Raw genomic sequence first — 23,399 nt, 5'->3', positions numbered from 1 at the left:
CCGGTGCCTATTACGACTAGGAAATTCAAACATGATCTTAGGTTGGAAAGCCCCTACTTACTACAGCGAACAGCTGATCGGCTCGTATGACATCGAAAGCGGTTCCTATGAAACCGCCGACTCCAACTTTGACTACCTGTCATTGTTGGCGGGAAAACCCTACCCATTGAATATGGACAAGCCAAAGGTTTATTTTTCGTGTAAGAAAAATAAATTGCTTGCGTATGACTGCCTATGGCTACTAGGGGGAGTTCCACTAGTCACTGAGCGACTGGCAGATTTTCTCACCCATCGATCTGCTCAGGACATCCAGCTCATTCAGCCTGCTGTCGTCATTGCAGACGGGGAAGAGGTCGACGAAACTTTTTTCATTGTGAATGCCATCAATACCGTCAACGCGATCGACAAAGGGCAATCTGTCGCCGAACGGGACGATGATGGATCGATTATGTATTTCACTAAAACCTGGTTCCTGGACAATGCTGCAGGAATGTGCGGGATTGCTCGTGAGCCACAGTCGGGAGACCTGCTGATCTCTCAGCAGTTGGCCGATTCTATGATCGAGAAAAAATTCGAAAGCTACAAAGGCTTGGGTTTCTATATCGCCAACCGCACGTTTGTCCCTTATAAAAATCAAGCCTAGGCTTCTGGCCCCCATGATGGTCGACATTTTTGGGGCATGCTGGAAGTGGCGGCCAACGTCGCCCTACAAACTGATACCGCCCCCTTGAGATGAGTCATGATCGAAAACACATTCTCAGATGACGAAGCAACCATTACTCCAGTGGATCTGGACCATCTGGAGTCCGCTATCGGAAAGAAACTACCGCCCCCTTTTCGAGACCATTACCTCAAGTACAACGGCGGTATGCCGGAACGGACATATTGGCTCAGCGAAGATTTTGACGAGCCACTGGAAGTGGCCGCCTTCAAGCCGATTGCCCATGGCTCCCCCTCGCTGCTGTCCACTTACCAATCCATGCTGAAGAAACAGGTTATTCCTGCGCACCTCCTACCTTTCGCGAACGACTGGGGCGGCAATTTCTTTTGCCTGAATCTTGAATCGGGCTCCATCAGTTATTTCACGACTGATAGCTTTAATAGCGATCTGAGCCCTGAAGAGAATCAGAGCCGATCTGAAAAACATGTTTGCTCAAATTTTATCCGATTTGTTCAAGGACTGATTAATGAGGAGGATATAGACGAGGAGTAAGCGAACCAGTGTGGATAACATACGTCCAGTCGATGCCTCAAGTATCCGAAGCAGATCAAACGCCTGAAGGTTGCGCTGATGCGCGTACCGTAATCAACAGGGAGAAAGGGGGCAATGGAAGGCGTCGAAATACGCAACCGGCGCAACGATTGCGTCGCATCCAGCCCCTTGCGGCGGATGAACCCCGCGCACGTCTGACGCGCTCTGGGCCGCCCGGCTGGACGATGCACTCAACCACTCCTCAATGATGGTCGACATCCTCGGCGGCGTGCTGGAGGTGGCAGCCAATATCGCGAAGGGCGGCAACTTCTATATCTGAGTCTTGATTCGGGTCCATCAATCGCCATACGGGCGGGACTTAGTGAAAGTTATAAAAACTACCGGGCAATGGTAAAGCAGGCTTCACAGGAGAAAACATGAGCGGGTTGACGGATTTTCACGTTTTCTGGGGTGCTGCGATGGAGATTGCAGAAAAGCAATCCGCGTCGATGGAGGCCGAAGGTGCAGAAGATTTTGCACGGGGCCTTTACGACGAATACGTTAAGCAAGGCGCCCCCAAAAATAAAAAGAAATGGCTAACAGAACGTCTGGAAAATGAGTTCCTGTATTTGAAGGAAAAACCTGTATGGGTGGGAGGACCAACCTGGTTGTATCATCAGGGCCGACCCATGGTTTTCTTACATCAATTTTTAATTTCACCTTCGGCACAGCACATAAAAGAAAAAATTTCACTTGGCGACACCATCTACGTGTTTGGTTCAAAACATATTCTTAAAAGATCGCCAGAGGATAGTTGGACGGTCATTTATCGAACGGCCGTTCAAGCCTTAGAAGGGGAAACTGCAGTAGAATTCCTAGAGTAGGCTGTTAGTAATCTGACGCCACTTATAGCGATCAAAGTGTCAAAAGGACGCCTACCATAAATGCAGAGTTATCATATGAAAGACTTAGCCGATGAAAATCCCGAACTGGCAGACGAGATAATGGCCATTATGGCCTCGGGCAATGAGCTCGATGAGCAAAACAAAAAAAATGAAGGCCAGGCCTTGTACCAAAAAGCATGGGACTTGCTTCCTGAACCAAAACTTGAATGGACACCTTTGTCGTCATGGGTCACAGGTTCTTTTTTCAACCTGCACTTCGACAACGGTGACTTCGAGGCCGCTAAAGACTGGGCACAAAAGACCCTGGATGGCCGAGAGTCAGATATCGATACAGGTCCGTTGATCAACTTGGGAATGGTCTACTTTGAACTGGAAGATTATTCACAGGCTTATAAATACTTTGACGATGTTTATAGCTTCGGTAAGGCGCGAGCCTTTCAAGAAAGACCAAAAAAATATCTGAAGTTCTATTTAGAGAAAAAAGCCTGAGCAAGGCCGGGGACTCTAGGATCAACGTGTCGGAGAAACCAAGCAGGATACCGATCGAGGTTTATGGATGAAAAAGACAGCTCAAGTTATGGACCTATTAATCTCCCACAGCCAGATTCAATTCCGCTCACGGCCCTTCGACGAAGCCTCAAGCCAATGGGGCGAGGTTAATTTGGAGCAGGGTGCGATCATTCATAGCGATTACGTTGTGTTTGACCCCCTACCCGAAGACGCTTTCGGTGCAAACATGCACCTGAAACTGGAAGACAGCTTCCGCCTCGACCCCAGCACCCAGCACCCAGCACCCAGCGCTGCATCGTCGTGCCGTTTCATGTCACAGATCCCAGTCATGTGGAAATTGCATCCGTTGCTGAAAACTTCAAGGTCGAGCTTGATCTAGAGAAACGCGACTATGCGTTGTACTTCGAGGTTTGCGAGGGTGAAGAAATCTCTTACAAAACCACTCTGGTCCCATCAGACAGCAGAGTTCTAGCCAAGTACCTGCTGGACGATCCTTGGGGTGGCGAGAAAGACAAGGTACTGGTAGAGGGACTTTGTTAGACGTTCATCTCTGCGTCCAACAAAAATGGGCACCTGATCCAGTCGGTGTGCTCATTTTTCCAGCTCGCGCTCATCATGTTCCCTCGCCATCCGGTCAGTCGAGTCCATCGCTTCTTTATCTACGACGCCCTCGGTCAGTTGCTGCCGAACACAGTGCGGCCAGCAGCCTGCACCACCATTACGACGAACTCGGCAACCTGATTCAGCCCCCCCAATCCTGATCAAAAATGGTTTTCCAATCGATCCCACGCCAATGCCTGACAGTGCTTGTTTAAAAGCCTTGTAGGTAACGCCGTGAAAGCTACAACACCTTGCGTCGTTGCCTACGGCTACGCCAGAATCCGCCGGCTTGTGCGCTTTGGGGTCGGTCGGTAACTTGACTCGTGTCACTGATCGTCAGTGGTCGGGTTTAGTCGCCCGCTGGTAATTGAAGTTGTACAAGCGTCCGTCAGACAGGTACTTGCTACCTGCATTTTGATGGTGGCTGTGCGTAGGGCACCTTTGGGTGCGCCGGCTTCTTCAATTCCCCGGTCCGACTAACCTGCGTACAGCTGCCACCCCTTCGTTTAGTCGGCGAAGTGGTGTCAGCATCACTCAAGGAATTGAAGGTCATGTTCAAGGTCACACCTAACCCACCGGACACCGATCCGGTCTCCCCATACGAAAGCCCCGATTCAAAAAAACTCAACGACGCCGCCGAACGCGCCCTCGACCATCACTTCCCGCCAGCCGAACCAAAGCCACCGAAACGCAAAGGCCAACTCTTCAGCGTCTGCCCGGGCATCAACACTGAAGCCCTCCTCGCCAATGCCTCGGAAGATATCTTGTCCATCAGCGCCATCGCCGCCGACCTCGCCGACGACGTGGACGGTTCACGCCGCTCCGTAGCCCTGTCGCTCAGCCGCCTGGCCGACGGGGTGCATTTGTTGGTGGAGCGAGCGCTGGATCACCTGAATGAGCCGGAAATAGCAGCGATTCTCGCCAGGAAACAAAGCCGAGTCAGTTGATCCACCAGGAAAGAAAGTACTCCGCCCCCCATAAAAAATGGTTCTTCCCGGAAAACCGTGAAGAACCTTTTTATTGGTGCGCCAGGCATGGCGAATAGCGCCGTCACTGGCGCTGTTTGGCTCACTGTGGTGGTGAGTTGGATGACTTGGAGGTAGAAGCCCTTTACACACCCGGCAAGAGGAGGTGTTAGCCAGAGGCAAGGGTGTCGCGGGTGACTGCGAATCTGAAGGAAACGCGAGACAAAATGCTGGCCTGACGAACAGGAGGCGGTAGCGGAGGGAAGATACCCGTTACTGGCTGCATCCTTGCAGCCAGTAACGAAGGGCTGTTACTACACATTATTCAATAGGGCTTGCGATCAACGTCGCAGTGAATCAGGCGGGATATCTCGATCATATCCACAACGGTTTTTTCATCGACCTCAAACCCGCTGCCTGAAAGCCCTGTATCGCTATCATTTGAGCGTGACGTCTAGCATCGGCGGGATATAGCCGTAGTCGTACTCGGCCACCACGAACGTCTGCTGCCCTTTTATCTTCATGCCCACCGTCGGTGCCTCAGTGCCGCCGATACGAATCTGCGTGCCGGTTGCGTCGGTCGGTACGCTGTCGATAAAGGAGGTCACCAGGCCGTTGGGCATCACATAGTGCGAGTAGGTCTGGAACGGCTGAGAGGACGGGTTGCCCAGCACCAGGCCGGAACCGTTCAACGGCACGTAAGGGCCGAACAGCGAATCCGCGACAAAACCGTACACCCCATCCGGCCCGGTCACACCGTCAGCATAGGTGAACGTATGGCTGATGGTGAACAGGTAGTACTTGCCGTCCTGGAACACGAAGTGCGGGCGTTCCGTCTGGTCGTTGACCCCCACGGCGGTCAGCAGCGGCGGTAGCATTTCCCAGTCGTCGCCGTCCGCGTCACGGGCCACGGCGATGCCGACACAGGCAGTCTGAAAACGCGAGTTGCCGACGTTCTCATAACCCGGCGGCACATCGCCAATTTCCGCTTCGCCCACCTTGTGCGAGCCGCGCTCGCCGGCCACGTTGCCCTCGAACAGCATATACAGCTTGCCGTCCTTCGGGTCGCGGAATGGCCATGGATCACGGAAGCCCCAAAAGGAGTTCTGTGCTTCGGTCTGGTACATCTTGCCGTCGGCCTCGAACAGCGGCTTGACCTTCTCGAAGCCGACCATGCTGACGCCATGTTCGGTGGTCACCACCCGGCCCCGCACCTTGACGATGCTCGCGCCCGGGGTGACAGCGGTGTAATACAGGTCCACCTCACCCTGGTCGTTCAACAGGATCGGCGTACCGGCCCATTCGCGAGCGGTCGGCGAAACCCCTTCAGCCATCACACGGCCACCGAGTTTCCAGTCCTTGCCGGTACGAGAAAACCAGTAGTACATCTTTGCCCGACCGTGGCGGTCGTTCCAGTCGCGGATGACGTTGTAGTTGCCGTTCTCGTCGATGTACTCCGGGTCGTTTGGATGACGATCGGCAGTCAGGGTGAAGATCACCGACCAGCCATCGACGGACGTCACGTTACCGTCCAAGTCGCGCAGCGGCATGGTGTCCCAGATGAACACTTCGTTGCTCAATACCGGGAAATCCGCGCTGACCAGCGGCTGAGTGGTGGTGGGATCGTCCGCACGGACTTTCAACGCATCAGCGCGGGTCCAGAGGCTGGATTGATGGGGCGTTTTGCCGAATTTTTCAGTGTTGCTTTTCATAGGGTGATACCTCGTCCATGAATGAATTCGAATAAATATTCGATCAAGAAAATACTGTATATACATACAGCAAATTAACCTTAAGGGACTCGATCTTGCGGGTCAAGAAAAAATGCATTTGTGCATAATTTGATATTTTTCTGAAGCTGATACGTTTCAGCTTGCGAGGTTTCTAGAAGTTTATTCTCGACCAGTTCGGCGACGTTACTTGCAAAAGAAGTGCTTTGAACCGCTGGTCGGTCGAGGGTGCGCGTCATTGATGCAACGGGCGGAAGCAGGCCTGGGTGGATCAGTCAACTGAGTCGGCGCATCCTGCGCAAAGCCCAGCACAAGGCCGTGAAGAACCAAAAAAAATGGGCACCCAACCTCGTTGGCGTGCCCATTTTTGATCTCGCTCACCCGCCAGGCGGGTAGTCGGTGCGTGTTACGGATTTACGCTGTCTTTCAACGACTTGCCTGGCTTGAAGGCGACGGTGTTGCTGGCCTTGATTTTGACTGGCTCACCGGTTTGCGGGTTCTTGCCGGTACGGGCACCGCGATGGCGTTGCAGGAAGGTCCCGAAGCCCACCAGCGTGACGCTATCCTTGCGATGCAGAGCGCCGGTGATTTCTTCGAGAACGGCGTTGAGAACGCGGTTGGCCTGTTCTTTGGTGAGATCTGCTTTTTCCGCGATTGCAGCGGCGAGTTCTGGTTTACGCATTAGTGAAGCCCCTTTGACGGTTTTTTGTTGTTATGTCCGTGCCGTTCTCGTTGGAACAGCGCCCAAGGCGCCGCAGGTGCTCTACTCTGCGGCAGACGGGAGTGAGAATGGCACGCGCTTTAGAGCGGCGCCAGTCTCCCCGCGACCTTTGTAGGGGCAAAAACGGGGTGATTCCGACAGAACGACCGCTATTTAGGCCAACAGGGCCGGAAGCTCTTTGTTCAGGGCGAGTTTTTCCATCACCGCCGCGCCTGTCAGGGCGTAGCCCAGCAATTTGCCGGCGCTGTCACGGCACAGCACCTTGATGTCCGTGCCTTGCCCTTCGACCGTCCACACGCCTTCCGCACCCCGTGGCGGCGGCGAAACCACCAATGGGCAAATCGGGGTTTTCACGGTGATCGGCATCGGGCCATAGCTCACCGTCGTAGGGTTTCCGACGAGGGTCTGAGCCAGCGCTCTCGCACAACTCATGAGGGGCATGACGTACAACAGATTCAGCCCATCGACCTCGGCGCAGTCGCCCAGGGCGTAGATGTTGGCGTGAGAGGTTTTCAGCTGACGGTCGACCACCACGCCGCGATTGACCTGCACACCGGCAGCAGCGGCCAGGTCGATGCGCGGACGCAGACCGATGGCCGACACCACTACATCGCACGGGATGACTTGGCCGTCGGACAGATGCGCTTCCAGGCCGTCAGCCACTCGCTGCAAGCGATTGAGCACCGGCCCGAGGTGGAAGCGCGCCCCCAGGCTTTCCAGGCCGGCCTGGACCGCAGCGGCCGCCGCCGGGTGGAGCAAGGTCGGCATGACCTGTTCGCAGGGGGCAACCAGTTGCACCTCGTAGCCACCGAGAATCAGGTCGTTGGCGAATTCGCAGCCGATCAAACCGGCGCCCAGCAGCAATACCCGACGCTTGCCGGCCGCGGCCGCGCGAAAGCGTGCGTAGTCTTCAAGGTCGTTGATCGGGAAAACGGCGTCCGCCGCATCACCTTCGATCGGCACTCGCACGGTTTCCGCGCCCCAAGCCAGGATCAGGTCACGGTAGATCACCGATTCTTCGCCGATCCACAGGCGCTTGTGGCCTGGGTCGATGCCGCTTATGCGCGTGTGGGTGCGCACTTCAGCCTTCAATTGCTCGGCCATGGCACCCGGTTCGGCCATGCTCAGGCCATCGGCGTCTTTATTCTTGCCGAAGCCGGCGGAGAGCATCGGCTTGGAGTAGGAGCGTCCGTCATCTGCGGTAATCAACAGCAGCGGGGTTTCGCCATCGAGTTTGCGAAACTCCCGGGCCAGGTTGTAGCCAGCCAGCCCAGTGCCGACGATCACGACAGGTGCGTTCATTCCTTGTTGCTCCTTTGATTCTTAGTTGATTTCAATCATTTCGAAATCCATTTTGCCCACGCCGCAGTCCGGGCACAGCCAGTCTTCCGGCACGTCCTGCCACAGCGTACCCGGCGCAATGCCTTCATCGGGCCAACCGTCGGCTTCGTTATAGATCAGGCCGCAGACCACACATTGCCACTTTTTCATTCAGGTACTTCCTCAGATTCAGGCTTTTGCCGGCGCGAACGGTCGATGAGTGAAGCGCTGCCGTCCGGCTCAGGGCGTTTTGTACTGATCGGGGCCGGCAGATGCAAGCCTGTTCGGCGCAACGGCAGGCCGGATCAATCAAAATCGCCGTCTGACATGGTAAGCTCGCCGCCTCATTTGCTGCCAATAATGACTCACTGTGCCGCACTCAAAAGCCCCTTCCCCGACGCCGCTCTGGCTTCCACAAAGCCAACTGACGCCCCTCCCCGACACGTCTACGCTCGATTGGCTGTTCGATGAAGGGTCGCTGACCCGGCGCTTGATCCGCCTGTCGAATGACGGTTTCAGCGTCACGCCGCTGTTCGAAGGCTGGCAACCGCTTCGCGCCGACGAATGTGCCGCACTGGAGCTGGCCGAGGGCAGCGAAGGCTGGGTGCGCGAGGTGTATTTGCGCGGTAACGGCGACGCCTGGGTATTCGCCCGCAGCGTGGCGGCGCGTAGCGCGTTGCAAGGCGACGGCTTGCATATGGACGAGCTGGGCAGCCGCTCCCTGGGTGAATTGCTGTTTTGCGATCAGGCGTTTCAGCGCCGGGCCATCGAGGTTTGTCACTATCCTCAAGCATGGTTGCCGGTGGAGGCTCAGGCGCCTGAACTGTGGGGCCGGCGCTCGCGTTTCGACCGTGGCGCGTTAAGCGTGCTGGTGGCCGAGATCTTCCTGCCGACCTTGTGGCACGCCACCCGCGCCCATCCGGAGAACTGCTGATGTACCAGAGCCTGCTCAAGTCCCTGAACCGCTTGAATCCACGGGCCTGGGATTTCATTCAGCTGACCCGCATGGACAAGCCGATCGGCATTTATCTGCTGCTATGGCCGACGTTGTGGGCATTGTGGATTGCCGGTGAAGGTTCGCCGTCATTGGCCAATATTGTGATTTTCGTGCTCGGCGTGGTGCTGACCCGTGCTGGCGGTTGCGTGATCAACGATTGGGCGGACCGCAAGGTCGATGGCCATGTAAAACGCACTGAGCAACGGCCACTGGTGAGCGGCAAGATCAGTTCAAAAGAAGCCCTGGTGTTCTTCGCGGTGCTGATGGGCGTGAGTTTCTTGCTGGTGCTGTGCACCAACGCGGCGACTGTCTGGCTGTCGCTGGGTGGTTTGGCCTTGGCTTTCACTTACCCGTTCATGAAGCGCTACACCTATTACCCGCAAGTGGTGTTGGGCGCGGCGTTCTCCTGGGGTATGCCAATGGCGTTCACTGCCGAGACCGGTGAGCTTCCAGCCTCAGCGTGGTTGCTGTGGATCGCCAATTTGTTGTGGACGGTTGGCTACGACACCTATTACGCGATGACTGATCGCGACGACGACTTGAAAATCGGGGTGAAATCCACCGCGATTCTGTTTGGCGATGCCGACAGGACGATCATCGTGACCCTGCAAGGCCTGGCGTTGGGTTGCCTGCTGCTGGCGGGTTCGAAATTCCATCTCGGCGGCTGGTTCCACCTTGGGTTGCTGGTGGCGGCGGGCTGTTTTGCGTGGGAGTTCTGGTACACCCGCAGCAAGGACCGGATGCGCTGCTTCCAGGCGTTTTTGCATAACCATTGGGCGGGGTTGGCGATTTTCGTGGGGATTGTGCTGGATTACGCGTTGCGCTGACTGCGATTGAGCTATAGCAGCTGCCGCAGGCTCCCCGTGACCAAGTCCGAGGAGCGGATTACACGGGTCAGTGCTTCGGCATGTGCCACATATCTTTGTAACCTTCGCCGTTCTTATCGCCAGGCTTCATGTCCATTTTGTAGGTGTACATCGGCTTGCCGTCATAAGCCCACTGCATCATGCCGTCATCACGCTTGATGATCGTCCATTCACCTTCGGCCTTGGCACCCGCTGGAGCCATCATCGGTGGCCACATCTTGGCGCAATCGGCATTACACATCGACTTACCGCCAGTGTCCTTGTCGAACGTGTAAACGGTCATACCCTTGTGGTCGACCATCACGCCGTCTTTCATCATGGCCGGTTCGGCGGCAAAGGCCACGGACGGCAACGTTAGCGCAGCCGTGACCAGCAGGGCCTTCCAGGATTGAGCAATGTGATTCATGGAAACCTTCCTCTTGTGGTTGTCAGGATTTGGACTTAGAGCTTAGTTCAGGATCGCGACAATCGCAGGGCGGCTAAAATACTGTCACACGACTGCAATAATTCCGTTATCTAATGCGGCGCAAGACAGTTAAATGACAAGAGGATTAAGGCATGGTTGGCAGGAGCATTCTGATCGTCGACGACGAAGCGCCCATTCGCGAAATGATCGCTGTTGCGTTGGAGATGGCCGGCTACGACTGCCTGGAGGCGGAGAACTCGCAGCAGGCCCATGCCATTATCGTCGACCGTAAACCGGACCTGATTTTGCTCGACTGGATGCTGCCCGGCACCTCCGGCATCGAGCTGGCCCGCCGCCTCAAGCGCGATGAACTGACCGGTGATATCCCGATCATCATGCTTACCGCCAAGGGCGAAGAGGACAACAAGATCCAGGGCCTGGAAGTCGGCGCTGACGACTACATCACCAAACCGTTTTCCCCCCGTGAGCTGGTTGCGCGCCTCAAAGCCGTGCTGCGACGCGCTGGCCCGACCGATGGCGAAGCGCCGATCGAAGTCGGCGGCCTGTTGCTGGACCCGATCAGCCACCGCGTGACCATTGACGGCAAACCCGCCGAGATGGGCCCGACCGAGTACCGTCTGTTGCAGTTTTTCATGACCCACCAGGAGCGCGCGTACACCCGTGGCCAATTGCTGGATCAGGTCTGGGGCGGCAATGTCTACGTTGAAGAGCGCACCGTCGACGTGCACATCCGTCGCCTGCGCAAAGCCCTCGGCGATGCTTACGAAAACCTGGTACAAACCGTGCGCGGCACCGGCTACCGGTTCTCCACCAAGGCCTGAGCCGACCGCCAGACTCGCTGACAAGGATGCATATTTTTCGTGAACCAAAACTGGCATGGCACCCTGATTCGCCACATGCTGTTGCTGGTCACCGCCTGCCTGGTGATCGGCCTGATTTCCGGCTATTACGGCTGGAGCCTCGCCGTGGGCCTGGGCCTTTACCTGGCCTGGACCCTCAAGCAACTGCTGCGTCTGCACGAATGGCTGCGCCTGCACCAACCCGATGAGGCACCGCCCGACGGCTACGGCCTGTGGGGTGAAGTATTCGACAGCATTTACCACCTGCAACGCCGTGACCAACGGGTACGCGGGCGCTTGCAAGCGGTGATCGACCGGGTCCAGGAATCCACCGCCGCGCTGAAAGACGCGGTGATCATGCTCGACAGCGACGGCAACCTGGAATGGTGGAATCGCGCTGCCGAAACCCTGCTGGGCCTCAAGACCCCTCAAGACAGCGGCCAGCCCGTGACCAACCTGGTGCGTCATCCGCGCTTCAAGGAATACTTCGAGCAGAACAGCTACGCCGAGCCGTTGGAAATTCCTTCGCCGATCAATGATCGCCTGCGCATTCAGCTGTACATCACCCGCTATGGCAACAACGAACATTTGATGCTGGTGCGCGACGTGACGCGAATTCATCAGCTGGAACAGATGCGCAAAGACTTCATCGCCAACGTGTCCCACGAGCTGCGCACGCCGCTGACGGTGATCTGCGGCTACCTGGAAACTCTGCTCGACAATGTCGAGGAAGTGAACCCGCGCTGGAGCCGTGCCCTGCAGCAGATGCAGCAGCAAGGCGGGCGCATGCAGACCTTGCTCAACGATTTGCTGCTGCTGGCCAAACTGGAAGCCACCGATTACCCGTCGGACAACCAGCCAGTGTCCATCGACAGCCTGTTGCAATCGATCAAGAGCGACGCTCAGCAGCTGTCCGGTCAACGCAATCAGCGCATCACCCTGGAAGCCGACCCGACAATTCTGCTCAAGGGCAGTGAAGCCGAACTACGCAGCGCGTTTTCCAACCTGGTGTTCAACGCAGTGAAATACACCCCCGCCGAAGGCAATATCCGCATTCGCTGGTGGGGCGACGATCAAGGCGCACACCTGAGCGTGCAGGATTCGGGGATCGGCATCGACAGCAAACACTTGCCGCGCCTGACGGAACGCTTCTACCGCGTCGACTCCAGCCGCAACTCCAACACCGGCGGCACCGGGCTGGGGCTGGCCATCGTCAAACACGTGTTGCTGCGCCACCGGGCACGCATGGAAATCAGCAGTGTGCCGGGGCACGGCAGCACGTTTACCTGTCATTTTGCGCCGGCCCAGGTCACCAAATCCCGCGTCATCAGCGCCGCCGACTGATACCGGCCAGCACTCGCCACTAGTCAATCATCCGGTCAGCCGCTACATTGGCTGACTTGTGCCTGCCCTTCAGGCGCACTTTTTTCTTTCCTTTCGAATACACGGAACCTGCAAAACTCCATCATGGACCCTTCCCCTGGCTTGACCCTCGCAACAATATTCGCCGACTTCGGCATGATTCTTTTTGCTCTGATCCTGGTTTTGCTCAACGGCTTTTTCGTTGCGGCAGAGTTTGCCATGGTCAAACTGCGCTCGACCCGGGTCGAAGCCATCGCTGAACAGCACGGCTGGCGCGGACACATCCTGCGCACCGTGCACAGTCAGCTCGATGCTTACCTCTCGGCCTGCCAATTGGGTATCACCCTCGCCTCCCTCGGCCTGGGCTGGGTCGGCGAACCGGCGTTCGCACACCTCCTGGAACCCGTGCTGAGTGCCGTGGGCGTAGATTCCGCTGAAGTGGTCAAGGCGGTTTCGTTCTTCACGGCGTTCTTCATCATTTCGTACCTGCACATCGTGGTCGGCGAACTGGCCCCGAAATCCTGGGCCATCCGCAAACCCGAGCTGCTGTCGCTCTGGACCGCCGTGCCGCTGTACCTGTTCTACTGGGCCATGTACCCGGCCATTTACCTGCTCAACGCCAGCGCCAACCAGATCCTGCGCATCGCAGGGCAAGGTGAACCCGGCCCGCACCACGAGCACCATTACAGCCGTGAAGAACTGAAACTGATCCTGCACTCCAGCCGCGGCCAGGACCCAAGCGATCAAGGCATGCGCGTACTGGCCTCGGCGGTGGAAATGGGCGAGCTGGAAGTGGTCGACTGGGCCAACTCCCGGGAAGATCTGGTCACCCTTGAGTTCAACGCACCGCTCAAGGAAATCCTGGCGTTGTTCCGTCGCCACAAGTTCAGCCGTTATCCGGTGTACGACAGCGAGCGTCAGGAGTTCGTCGGCCTGCTGCACATCAAGGATCTGCTGCTGGAACTGGCCGCCCTGGACCACATTCCCGAGTCGTTCAACCTCGCCGAACTGACCCGGCCGCTGGAACGCGTGTCGCGGCACATGCCACTGTCGCAACTGCTGGAACAATTTCGCAAGGGCGGCTCGCATTTCGCCGTGGTCGAGGAAGCCGACGGCAACATCATTGGCTACCTGACCATGGAAGACGTGCTGGAAGTGCTGGTGGGCGACATTCAGGACGAACACCGCAAGGCCGAACGCGGGATCCTCGCGTATCAGCCAGGCAAGCTGCTGGTGCGGGGCGATACGCCGCTGTTCAAGGTGGAGCGTCTGCTGGGTATCGACCTGGACCACATCGAAGCCGAAACCCTCGCCGGGCTGGTCTACGAAACCCTGAAACGGGTGCCGGAAGAGGAAGAAGTGCTGGAAGTCGAAGGTTTGCGGATCATCATCAAGAAGATGAAAGGGCCGAAGATTGTTTTGGCCAAGGTGTTGATGCTGGATTAATGCCCTGATCCAGATCCGCGTCGACCCCTTCGCGGGCAAGCCCGCTCCCACAAGGATTTGCACAGGACCTGTGGGAGCGGGCTTGCCCGCGATGGCGTTGGGTCAGGCAACTCCTTACTGCTTGCCCAACGCAAAGTTGGGCAACGCGCCTACCGGTTGATTGAACTGGTACGGAATCGACACCAGCCCCAACCCGGTATTGCGCTGCACCACGAAGTGCAGGTGGGGACCGCTGCTGTTGCCAGTGTTGCCCGACAGCGCCAGCGCACTGCCTACCGTCACCCGCTGACCTTCCCGCACGCTGACCGAACCCTTCTTGAGGTGCAGGTACACGCCCATGGTCCCGTCATCGTGCAGCACCCGCACGAAATTGCCCGACGGGTCGTTGCCGCGTCCGGTCTGGCCATTCTCGGTTTTCACCACCACCCCGCCGCGCGCCGCGATGATCGGCGTGCCTTCGGGCATGGCGATGTCCATCGCATAACGGTTCTTCGGCCCGTAGTGGCTGTATTGGCCATTAGGGCCCTGGCTCAGCCGAAACGGCCCGCCACGCCAAGGCAGTGGATATCGATAGGCCATGGCGGCCCCTGAGGGGTCGCCCAGGGAATACTCGAACCTTGGGGTGTAGACCAGCGGCCTTCCGGCGTTCGTCGCCTTGAGCAGTGCCAGACGTAGGTTACTGCGCGCCGGCATAACCCGACGGATTGGCCGGCTCGGCGCACCGCTGACGTTCTTCAGCCCGTCGAAACTCAGCTCGATCTCGACCGGCGCATACAGGTCGTTACGCACGAACACACTGTCCATGCCCCCCTGCTTCTTGATGTCGAGGTACACCTGCCGCTCAAGGCGCTCGACCATCCGGTCCCGAAAAACGAACACCTTCGCGCCTTTGGTGGGGCGGTCGCTGTAAGAGACCACGCCACTGGCGTCGGTGGACCTGTAGATCGTCATGGCCACAGCCGAGGTGGAGGCCATGAAAAGACCACAGAAAAACAGCAGGCGCGCGAGCATGGGCAAGATTCTGTCGAGTAAGGCCTGGGAAGGAGCCTAGCAGCAGAAGTGGACCTGCGTAGTCGACAGATGTTTCAAAATGGGCGGATCAGGGGATGTGTGGTGAATGTGATGGCCCCTTCGCGAGCAAGCCCGCTCCCACAGTGGAATGCATTCCACTGTGGGAGCGGGCTTGCTCGCGAAGACGGACTGTCAGGCGGCGAAGATTACGCGCCAGGAACGAAATGCTTCTGCGCAGTACCACGGGCGATCAGGCGGGAGATGTAGTCAAGCTTCTGCGCATCCTGATCGACAAAGCGGAAGGTCAGTTGCAGCCACTCGCTGTCGGGCTTCGGCTCGTGGGCGACGATGGCGTGCAGGTAGCCGTTGAGACGGGCAATTTCGGCGTTGTCGCCCTGCTCCAGGTCGAGTACGGCGCTGTCGAGGACTTGCGGCAAGGTGTCGCTGCGCTTCACCACCAGCAGCGCTTCCTTGATGCTCAAGGCCTTGATCACACATTGCTGAGTGCCGCTCGGCAAGCGCAGTTGGCCTTGGCCACGACCGCCAGCTGAGGCGGCGACAGAGGCGGCAGGTGCCTTGACCGGCGGGCTGTTGAGCAAGCCACGGGCAGGCGCGGCCGCCGGGGCTGGCGCAGCGGCGGCAGGTTTGGCGAACGGGTTGACCGGCGCAGCCGAGGGTGCGACCACCGCCGCTTTGCCGCCAGTCAACGCGCTCAGGGAATCGTTACCGAACGCCGAGTTCATTTTGGTTGGCGCGCTGTTCATCAAGGTGTCGAGCTTGCCGACCTTGTTCAGCGCCTGCTTGACCTTGGTCAGTAGCTGCTCGTTGGTGAATGGCTTGCTGACGTAGCCGGAAACCCCGGCCTGGATCGCCTGGACGACGTTCTCTTTATCGCCACGACTGGTCACCATCACGAACGGCATGCTCTTGAGGTTGTCCTGCTCGCGGCACCAGGTCAGCAGCTCCAGGCCGGACATTTCCGGCATTTCCCAGTCGCACAGAACCAGGTCGAACGCTTCCTTGGCCAGCATGGCCTGGGCCTTTTTGCCGTTGACTGCATCTTCGGTCCGGATCCCCGGGAAGTAGTTACGCAGGCACTTCTTTACCAGGTCACGAATGAACGACGCATCGTCCACGACCAACACACTGATCTTGCTCATCCAACACCCCTTTAAAAATCCCGGCAAGCATAACGCTGGCTGATGGCACTTTGCCAAAACTCTTCAGTCACGCCGGGACTTTTCGTTCGCGGGTGCTGCTTTTCTATTCGGTTTTTCAATTCGGCTTTTCAATTCGAGAGCCTCACGCAAACAAAAACGCCCGGCCAAAGGGCCGGGCGCTTTTCTTGGGCAATCTTACTTATCGTCAGCTTTGCCCGGAACATTAGCGGTTTCGGCACTTGTGCCTTCAACTTCTTCTTTCATGCGCTTGAGGCCCAGATGACGCACGTCGGTGCCGCGCACCAGGTAAATCACCAGTTCCGAGATATTGCGCGCGTGGTCGCCGATCCTTTCCAGGGAACGCAGCACCCAGATAATGCTCAAGACCCGTGAGATAGAGCGCGGGTCTTCCATCATGTAGGTGGCAAGTTCACGCAGCGCGGTCTTGTATTCGCGGTCGATGATCTTGTCGTACTGCGCCACCGACAACGCCAGGTCGGCGTCGAAGCGGGCAAAAGCGTCCAGTGCATCGCGAACCATGTTGCGCACCTGGTCACCGATGTGGCGAACCTCGACGTAACCCCGTGGGGCTTCGCCTTCTTCGCACAACTGAATGGCACGACGGGCGATCTTGGTGGCTTCGTCGCCGATGCGCTCCAGGTCGATCACCGACTTGGAGATGCTGATGATCAGACGCAAGTCCGACGCCGCCGGCTGACGACGGGCCAGAATGCGCAGGCATTCTTCGTCGATGTTGCGTTCCATCTGGTTGATCTGGTCGTCGATCTCGCGCACTTGCTGGGCCAGGCCAGAGTCGGCCTCGATCAGCGCGGTCACCGCGTCGTTGACCTGCTTTTCCACCAGCCCGCCCATGGCCAGGAGGTGGCTGCGCACTTCCTCGAGCTCAGCGTTGAACTGCGCGGAGATGTGATGGGTAAGGCCTTCTTTACTAATCATGTTGGCGTCCTTGGAGCGTCCGGTAAGGTGCGGTGGACCGCAGCGTCAGTTCAGTGAGCAACAACAGCTTCCTAGCCGTAACGACCGGTAATGTAGTCTTCGGTCTGCTTCTTCGCCGGATTGGTGAACAGGGTATCGGTGTCGCCGAATTCCACCAGTTTGCCCATGTACATGAACGCCGTGTAGTCGGAAACCCGCGCGGCCTGTTGCATGTTGTGGGTCACGATAACAATGGTGAACTTGGATTTCAGTTCGTAGATCAGCTCTTCGACTTTCAGCGTGGAGATCGGGTCGAGTGCCGAGCACGGTTCGTCGAGCAGCAGCACTTCCGGCTCCACGGCGATGGTGCGGGCAATCACCAGACGTTGCTGCTGACCACCGGACAGGCCGAGTGCCGACTCGTGCAGACGATCCTTGACCTCATCCCACAGCGCCGCGCCTTTCAACGCCCACTCGACAGCTTCGTCGAGGATGCGTTTCTTGTTGATGCCCTGGATGCGCAAACCGTAAACCACGTTTTCATAGATGGTTTTCGGGAACGGGTTCGGCTTCTGGAACACCATGCCGACCCGACGACGCAGCTCGGCAACGTCCTCGCCCTTGCGGTAGATGTTGTTGCCGTAGAGGTTGATCGCCCCTTCGACGCGGCAGCCGTCCACCAGGTCGTTCATGCGGTTGAAGGTGCGCAGCAGCGTGGACTTGCCGCAGCCGGACGGGCCGATGAAGGCGGTCACGCGCTGTTTCGGGATGTTCATGCTGACGTCGTACAGCGCTTGTTTCTCGCCATAGAACAGGCTCAGGCCCGGTACTTCGATGGCCACGGTTTCCTGCTCGAGGCTCAGGCTCTGTTTGTCGCGGCCCAAGGCCGACATGTTGATGCCGTGAGTGTGTGCTTCGTGCTGCATGGGAGGCTCCCTGTGCTAACAAATTCGGTTCATTTTTTGTGGGAGCGAGCCTGCTCGCGATTCAGGCAATGCGGTTTAACTCTGAAACCGCGGTGATGCCATCGCGAGCAGGCTCGCTCCCACATAGAAATCAGTGCTGCTTCAAATCAGCTATCCAGCGCTTTGTACTTTTCGCGCAGGTGGTTTCGAATGTATACGGCCGACAGGTTCAACGTGGCGATCACCAGCACCAGCAGCAGCGCCGTGGCGTACACCAGCGGCCGCGCGGCTTCGACGTTCGGGCTCTGGAAGCCGACATCATAAATATGGAAGCCCAAGTGCATGATCTTCTGGTCCAGGTGCAAGTACGGGTAGTTGCCATCCACCGGCAGCGACGGCGCCAGTTTCACCACACCCACCAGCATCAGCGGTGCCACCTCACCGGCGGCACGGGCCACGGCGAGGATCATGCCGGTCATCATCGCCGGGCTGGCCATTGGCAGCACGATCTTCCACAAGGTCTCGGCCTTGGTCGCGCCGAGGGCCAACGAGCCTTCACGCACGGTGCGAGGAATCCGCGCCAGGCCTTCTTCGGTGGCCACGATCACCACCGGCACCGCCAGCAGCGCCAGGGTCAGGGAAGCCCAAAGCAGGCCCGGCGTACCGAAGGTCGGTGCCGGCAGTGCTTCCGGGAAGAACAGGCGGTCGACCGAGCCACCCAGCACATAGACGAAGAAGCCCAGACCGAACACGCCGTAAACGATCGCAGGCACACCCGCCAGGTTGTTCACCGCGATGCGGATCAAGCGAGTCATGGTGTTCTGCCGCGCATATTCACGCAGGTAAACCGCTGCCAGCACGCCGAAGGGCGTCACGATCATCGCCATGATCAGAGTCATCATCACGGTGCCGAAAATCGCCGGGAAAATCCCGCCTTCGGTGTTGGCTTCACGCGGGTCATCACTGAGGAATTCCCAGACCTTGCTGAAGTAGAAACCGATCTTGGTGAAGGTGCCCATCGCGTTCGGCTGGTAGGCGTGAACCACTTTGCCGATGCCGATTTCGATCTCTTTACCGTTCGCGTCGCGAGCGGTCAGGCTGTCACGGTTGAACTGCGTGTGCAGATCGTTCAGACGCGCTTCGATTTCCTGATAACGGGCATTCAACTCGGCGCGTTCGGACTCCAGGTCCGCTTGTGCGGCAGCGTCGAGATGGCCGGCCAGTTCCAGTTTGCGACCGTGCAGACGCACACGTTCGAGACCGGCGTTGATCGCGCCGATGTCGGTTTTTTCCAGGCTCTTGAGCTGCACAGCGAGCTGGTTGACGCGCTCGACACGGGCCTGCAACTCAGGCCATGCGGCCTCGCCTTCAGCGATGACCTTGCCGTCCTGTTTGACGTTGACCAGGTAGCCATAGAAGTTGCCCCACTCGCGACGCTCGATGGCCATCAGCTCAGGTGGGGTTTTCTGGCTGGTCAGCCACTCGCCGACAATCCAGGTGAAGTCGGTGCCGTTCAGATCGCGGTTGCCGACCTTGATCAACTCGCGAGTCATGAACTCCGGACCCTGATCGGGCACCGGCAGGCCAGCGCTTTTCAGGCGCTCGCGTGGCACTTCTTCCTTCTGCACCACTTCGCCGATGACGAGGTGATTGGCTTGGCCCGGCACGTCGTAGCTGGCGTGGATCAGGTCCGCCGGCCAGAAGTGACCCAGACCGCGCACGGCAATCACCGCCAGCAGGCCAATGGTCATGATGACCGCAATGGACACCGCGCCACCGCTGATCCAGACGCCGGGGGCGCCGCTCTTGAACCATCCATTCAGGGAGTTCTGTTTCACAGACTTCTACCTTTGTTAAAGCGACGAGTATTTCTTGCGCAGACGCTGACGAATCAGTTCCGCGAGGGTGTTCATGACGAAGGTGAACAACAGCAACACCAGCGCCGAGAGGAACAGCACGCGGTAGTGGCTGCCGCCGACTTCCGATTCGGGCATTTCCACCGCGACGTTGGCTGCCAATGTGCGCAGGCCTTCGAACAGGTTCATTTCCATGACCGGGGTGTTACCGGTGGCCATCAGCACGATCATGGTTTCACCGACCGCACGGCCCATGCCGATCATCAGTGCCGAGAAGATGCCCGGGCTGGCGGTGAGGATCACCACGCGGGTCATGGTCTGCCACGGTGTGGCACCGAGGGCCAGGGAGCCCAGGGTCAGGCCGCGAGGCACGCTGAACACGGCGTCTTCGGCGATGGAGTAGATGTTCGGAATCACCGCGAAGCCCATGGCCAGACCGACTACCAGAGCGTTGCGCTGGTCGTAGGTAATCCCTAAGTCGTGGGAGATCCACATGCGCATGTCGCCGCCGAAGAACCAGGTTTCCATGTACGGGCTCATGTACAGCGACAACCAGCCCACAAACAGAATCACCGGGATCAGGATCGCGCTTTCCCAGCCGTCCGGCACTTTCAGGCGGATGGACTCAGGCAGGCGACTGAAGACGAAACCCGCCACCAGAATGCCGATCGGCAGGAGCATCAGCAGGCTGAAGATGCCGGGCAAATGCCCTTCCACATACGGCGCCAGGAACAGGCCGGCGAAGAAGCCGAGGATCACCGTCGGCATCGCTTCCATCAGCTCGATCACCGGCTTGACCTTGCGACGCATGCCCGGAGCCATGAAGTACGCGGTGTAGATCGCCGCGGCGACGGCCAGCGGCGCGGCCAGCAGCATGGCGTAGAACGCGGCTTTCAGAGTACCGAAGGTCAGCGGCGAGAGGCTCAGCTTGGGTTCGAAGTCGGTGTTGGCGGCGGTCGATTGCCAGACGTATTTAGGCTCGTCGTAGTTCTCGTACCAGACCTTGCTCCACAACGCGCTCCACGAGACTTCCGGGTGCGGGTTGTCGAGCAGCAACGGCTGCAGCTTGCCGCCCTGCTCCACGATCACGCGGTTGGCCCGTGGCGACAGGCCAAACAGGCCTTGGCCGTCGACCACCTGGTCCACCAGCAAGGTGCGGTGAGCGGTGCTGTGGAACACGCCGAGCTTGCCGGACGCGTCGAGGGCAACGAAACCTTTACGACGTTCTTCGGCGGTGATTTCAACGATCGGCGCAGTGCCCATCTGGAAGGTACGAATCTGCTTCAGGCGCAGCTCGCCATCCGGGTCGCGGGCCATGAACCACTGGGCGAGGCCACCCTTGGAGTTGCCGACGATCAACGAGATACCGCCCAGCAATTGAGTGCTGGCGGTCACTTCGGCATTACCGTCTTCAAGCAATTTGTAGCGCCCGTTGAGGCTCTTGTCGCGCAGGCTGAAAACATCGGCCTGAGCGCGACCGTTGACCACGTATAGCCACTGCTGACGCGGGTCGACGAAAATGTTCTTCACCGGCTCGGTCATTTGCGGCAGTTCGATGCGCTTCTGCTCGTTGGTGACTTCGCCGGTCATCATGTTTTCTTCGCTGGTCAGCGACATGACATGCAGCTGCGCACCGGTGGAGCCGGCCAGCATCAGGGTCGAATCGGTAGCGTTGAGGCTGACGTGCTCCAGAGCTCCGCCCGCCTCGTTCAGCGCGATGGGTGTCTCGCCGTACGGGTATTCGATGGCCGGGGAAATGGTTTTCTTGCCGTCCGGGTAGCTGACTTTATACGTGTGACGGAACACCAGCGCCTGGCCGTTGGACAAGCCCACCGCCACCAATGGATGGCCGGGCTGGTCTTCAGCGATGGAGGTCACGCTGGTGCCGGCCGGAATCGGCAGGTCGACGCGGCGCAGCTCGGCACCAGTATCGATATCGAAGAACAGTGCCTGGCCCTTGTCGGAAACCCGCATGGCGACCTGGTTCTGTTCTTCGAGGGAGATCATCAGCGGTTTGCCGGCGTCTTGCATCCAGGCGGGCGTGATGGCGTCTTTGGCGGTCAGGTCGGCACCCTGGAACAGGGGCGCGACGACGTAACCGAGAAAGAAAAAAATCAGAGTGATCGCACCAAGAACGGCGAGGCCGCCGACGAGGACGTACCAGCGGGTCAGGCGATCTTTCAGCGCACGAATGCGGCGCTTGCGGTGCAGCTCAGGCGTATTGAAGTCAATTCGCTTGGGGGGATTTGTAGTCATGGTGGAGTTGGCCAGATCATTCATGCGCACACCCTAGCGATCCTGTATGACAGAAAGATGACAATGCAGTGACGCAACAAATCCGCCGCCCGTGGGAACTGGCAGTGGATCGGAAATTTGGGGGTTGCAGGAGCTGTCGAGGGAACCGAGGCTGCGATCTTTTGGTCTTGCAGCTGGAAGCCAGATCAAAAGATCGCAGCCTCGTTTCACTCGACAGCTCCTACACAGGTCCGGGGTTTAGCCCGGACCTAGGGTTTTACTTTTTTGCGACGTTGCCGCCTTCTTGCAGACCCAAGTCAGCCAGTGCTTTTGCAGCAACCTTGGCTGGCAGCGGGATGTAGCCGTCTTTCACAACCACTTCCTGACCCTGCTTGGACAGAATCAGTTTCACGAACTCGGCTTCCAGCGGGGCCAGAGGCTTGTTCGGGGCTTTGTTGACGTAAACGTAGAGGAAGCGCGACAGCGGGTATTTGCCATTCAGGGCATTTTCTTCGCTGTCTTCGATGAAGTCAGTGCTGCCTTTCTTGGCCAGGGCCACGGTCTTCACGCTGGCGGTCTTGTAGCCGATGCCCGAGTAACCAACGCCGTTCAGCGAAGAGCTGATCGACTGCACGACCGACGCCGAGCCTGGTTGTTCGTTGACGTTTGGCTTGTAGTCGCCTTTGCACAGGGCTTCTTCCTTGAAGTAGCCATAAGTGCCGGATACCGAGTTACGACCGAACAGTTGTACTGGCTTGTTGGCCAGGTCGCCGGTCACACCCAGGTCGCCCCAGGTTTTCACGTCGGTTTTGGCACCGCACAGACGAGTCGAGGAGAAGATCGCGTCGACTTGCTCCATGGTCAGGTGCTGGATCGGGTTGTCTTTGTGTACGAACACAGCCAAGGCATCTACGGCAACCGGGATAGCGGTTGGCTTGTAGCCGTACTTCTGCTCGAAGGCAGCCAGTTCGGTGTCCTTCATCTTGCGGCTCATCGGGCCCAGGTTGGAGGTGCCTTCAGTCAGCGCAGGTGGCGCAGTGGCGGAGCCAGCGGCCTGAATCTGGATGTTTACGTTCGGGTATTCTTTTTTGTAGTTCTCAGCCCACAGGGTCATGAGGTTGGCCAGGGTATCGGAGCCGACGCTGGACAGGTTGCCCGACACACCAGTGGTCTTGGTGTAGCTCGGGATAGCAGGGTCAACAGCGGCAACCGCGTTGGCAGTCGCAACGCCAGCAGCGACAAAAGTCATTGCCGCCATCAAACGCTTCAGTTTCATGCCTTACTCCTAGCAGATAGGTGTGTTAAGTCGGGGCCAAGTATCAGCAGGCCGTGTGAACACTCTATGGCTGAAATATGACAATTGGATGAAAGGCCAGTATTTGGATTTACAAGATGATTCGCGTCACCTTCATCGCG

24 protein-coding genes are annotated in these 23,399 nt (G+C 58.2%); 12 read left to right on the top strand and 12 right to left on the bottom strand.

The features are described 5' to 3' along the window. Positions 1-31 precede the first annotated feature (31 nt). The 7 genes from AACY49_RS08640 (at position 32) to AACY49_RS08610 (ending at position 4,154) form a co-directional block, all read left to right on the top strand. Entirely contained in the window at positions 32-643 is a 612-nt protein-coding gene (locus AACY49_RS08640; protein WP_258698229.1) for an imm11 family protein, read from the top strand. A 96-nt stretch (positions 644-739) separates the two neighbouring features. Further along, on the top strand, positions 740-1,213 hold the full coding sequence (locus AACY49_RS08635; RefSeq protein ID WP_339522971.1) for an SMI1/KNR4 family protein: 474 nt from the start codon (positions 740-742) through the stop codon (positions 1,211-1,213). A gap of 416 nt (positions 1,214-1,629) precedes the next feature. After that, positions 1,630-2,076 (top strand): hypothetical protein, encoded by a 447-nt coding sequence (locus AACY49_RS08630; protein WP_258698231.1) that lies wholly within the window; start codon positions 1,630-1,632, stop codon positions 2,074-2,076. A 75-nt stretch (positions 2,077-2,151) separates the two neighbouring features. Next, positions 2,152-2,586, top strand: coding sequence for a hypothetical protein (locus AACY49_RS08625; RefSeq protein WP_258698232.1), 435 nt, complete (start codon positions 2,152-2,154; stop codon positions 2,584-2,586). A 67-nt stretch (positions 2,587-2,653) separates the two neighbouring features. After that, positions 2,654-2,986: a competence protein ComJ gene (gene comJ, locus AACY49_RS08620; protein ID WP_339522968.1), complete on the top strand. Its 333-nt coding sequence runs from the start codon at positions 2,654-2,656 to the stop codon at positions 2,984-2,986. Then, positions 2,908-3,147 carry a hypothetical protein gene (locus AACY49_RS08615; protein ID WP_258698233.1) on the top strand — a complete coding sequence of 80 codons (240 nt, stop codon included), beginning with the start codon at positions 2,908-2,910 and terminating at the stop codon, positions 3,145-3,147. Before comJ ends, AACY49_RS08615 begins: the two co-directional genes overlap by 79 nt. Positions 3,148-3,758: 611 nt before the next feature. Continuing rightward, positions 3,759-4,154: a DUF6124 family protein gene (locus AACY49_RS08610; protein WP_258698234.1), complete on the top strand. Its 396-nt coding sequence runs from the start codon at positions 3,759-3,761 to the stop codon at positions 4,152-4,154. A 455-nt stretch (positions 4,155-4,609) separates the two neighbouring features. On the opposite strand, the gene AACY49_RS08605 is transcribed toward AACY49_RS08610, so the two are convergent. From AACY49_RS08605 to AACY49_RS08590, 4 genes are all read right to left on the bottom strand, one after another. Beyond that, positions 4,610-5,884: a glycoside hydrolase family 68 protein gene (locus AACY49_RS08605; RefSeq protein WP_258698235.1), complete on the bottom strand. Its 1,275-nt coding sequence runs from the start codon at positions 5,882-5,884 to the stop codon at positions 4,610-4,612. 424 nt (positions 5,885-6,308) lie between these two features. Beyond that, positions 6,309-6,584, bottom strand: a complete 276-nt coding sequence (locus tag AACY49_RS08600; protein ID WP_003213368.1) for an HU family DNA-binding protein — start codon at positions 6,582-6,584, stop codon at positions 6,309-6,311. A gap of 192 nt (positions 6,585-6,776) precedes the next feature. Beyond that, a complete protein-coding gene (locus AACY49_RS08595; protein ID WP_258698236.1) occupies positions 6,777-7,925 on the bottom strand; it encodes an NAD(P)/FAD-dependent oxidoreductase in 1,149 nt (382 codons plus the stop codon). Positions 7,926-7,946: 21 nt separating this feature from the next. Then, positions 7,947-8,114: a rubredoxin gene (locus tag AACY49_RS08590; protein ID WP_237885215.1), complete on the bottom strand. Its 168-nt coding sequence runs from the start codon at positions 8,112-8,114 to the stop codon at positions 7,947-7,949. Between the two features lie 199 nt (positions 8,115-8,313). Here AACY49_RS08590 and AACY49_RS08585 point away from each other — a divergent pair, with 199 nt between their 5' ends. Both AACY49_RS08585 and ubiA read left to right on the top strand, forming a co-directional pair. Next, positions 8,314-8,877 carry a chorismate--pyruvate lyase family protein gene (locus AACY49_RS08585; protein WP_258698237.1) on the top strand — a complete coding sequence of 188 codons (564 nt, stop codon included), beginning with the start codon at positions 8,314-8,316 and terminating at the stop codon, positions 8,875-8,877. Further along, complete coding sequence (gene ubiA, locus AACY49_RS08580; RefSeq protein WP_339522958.1) at positions 8,877-9,767, top strand: 4-hydroxybenzoate octaprenyltransferase; 891 nt, start codon at positions 8,877-8,879, stop codon at positions 9,765-9,767. The genes AACY49_RS08585 and ubiA overlap by 1 nt, the downstream gene beginning before the upstream one ends. Before the next feature lie 67 nt (positions 9,768-9,834). On the opposite strand, the gene AACY49_RS08575 is transcribed toward ubiA, so the two are convergent. Beyond that, the gene (locus AACY49_RS08575; protein ID WP_258698239.1) at positions 9,835-10,212 is read right to left on the bottom strand and encodes a COG4315 family predicted lipoprotein; all 378 of its coding nucleotides are present in this window, start codon (positions 10,210-10,212) and stop codon (positions 9,835-9,837) included. Positions 10,213-10,364: 152 nt separating this feature from the next. Here AACY49_RS08575 and phoB point away from each other — a divergent pair, with 152 nt between their 5' ends. The 3 genes from phoB to AACY49_RS08560 all read left to right on the top strand — a co-directional run bounded on the left by phoB (position 10,365) and on the right by AACY49_RS08560 (position 13,880). After that, positions 10,365-11,054: a phosphate regulon transcriptional regulator PhoB gene (phoB, locus tag AACY49_RS08570; RefSeq protein ID WP_007896474.1), complete on the top strand. Its 690-nt coding sequence runs from the start codon at positions 10,365-10,367 to the stop codon at positions 11,052-11,054. Between the two features lie 75 nt (positions 11,055-11,129). Further along, positions 11,130-12,416 (top strand): phosphate regulon sensor histidine kinase PhoR, encoded by a 1,287-nt coding sequence (phoR, locus tag AACY49_RS08565; RefSeq protein WP_258700819.1) that lies wholly within the window; start codon positions 11,130-11,132, stop codon positions 12,414-12,416. 123 nt (positions 12,417-12,539) lie between these two features. Next, positions 12,540-13,880, top strand: coding sequence for a hemolysin family protein (locus AACY49_RS08560; protein ID WP_258698240.1), 1,341 nt, complete (start codon positions 12,540-12,542; stop codon positions 13,878-13,880). A 114-nt stretch (positions 13,881-13,994) separates the two neighbouring features. Here AACY49_RS08560 and AACY49_RS08555 read toward each other — a convergent pair whose 3' ends face one another. The 7 genes from AACY49_RS08555 to AACY49_RS08525 form a co-directional block, all read right to left on the bottom strand. After that, the gene (locus tag AACY49_RS08555; RefSeq protein WP_339522955.1) at positions 13,995-14,891 is read right to left on the bottom strand and encodes a peptidoglycan DD-metalloendopeptidase family protein; all 897 of its coding nucleotides are present in this window, start codon (positions 14,889-14,891) and stop codon (positions 13,995-13,997) included. Positions 14,892-15,097: 206 nt separating this feature from the next. Beyond that, on the bottom strand, positions 15,098-16,051 hold the full coding sequence (locus tag AACY49_RS08550) for a response regulator (protein ID WP_258698242.1): 954 nt from the start codon (positions 16,049-16,051) through the stop codon (positions 15,098-15,100). 195 nt (positions 16,052-16,246) lie between these two features. Beyond that, positions 16,247-17,008: a phosphate signaling complex protein PhoU gene (gene phoU / locus AACY49_RS08545; protein ID WP_007896483.1), complete on the bottom strand. Its 762-nt coding sequence runs from the start codon at positions 17,006-17,008 to the stop codon at positions 16,247-16,249. Positions 17,009-17,079: 71 nt separating this feature from the next. Next, entirely contained in the window at positions 17,080-17,913 is an 834-nt protein-coding gene (pstB, locus tag AACY49_RS08540) for a phosphate ABC transporter ATP-binding protein PstB (protein WP_007934504.1), read from the bottom strand. A gap of 146 nt (positions 17,914-18,059) precedes the next feature. After that, positions 18,060-19,730: a phosphate ABC transporter permease PstA gene (gene pstA, locus AACY49_RS08535; RefSeq protein WP_258698243.1), complete on the bottom strand. Its 1,671-nt coding sequence runs from the start codon at positions 19,728-19,730 to the stop codon at positions 18,060-18,062. A 15-nt stretch (positions 19,731-19,745) separates the two neighbouring features. Further along, positions 19,746-21,779, bottom strand: coding sequence for an ABC transporter permease subunit (locus AACY49_RS08530; protein WP_258700820.1), 2,034 nt, complete (start codon positions 21,777-21,779; stop codon positions 19,746-19,748). A gap of 481 nt (positions 21,780-22,260) precedes the next feature. Then, positions 22,261-23,259: a phosphate ABC transporter substrate-binding protein PstS family protein gene (locus AACY49_RS08525; protein ID WP_258698244.1), complete on the bottom strand. Its 999-nt coding sequence runs from the start codon at positions 23,257-23,259 to the stop codon at positions 22,261-22,263. Between the last annotated feature and the right edge of the window lie 140 nt (positions 23,260-23,399).

Source organism: Pseudomonas sp. EL_65y_Pfl2_R96, from assembly GCF_963970905.1.
Classification (GTDB): Bacteria; Pseudomonadota; Gammaproteobacteria; order Pseudomonadales; family Pseudomonadaceae; genus Aquipseudomonas.
Note: the sequence above shows the minus strand (reverse complement) of the source record. Positions and strands in the feature narration are given on the sequence as shown.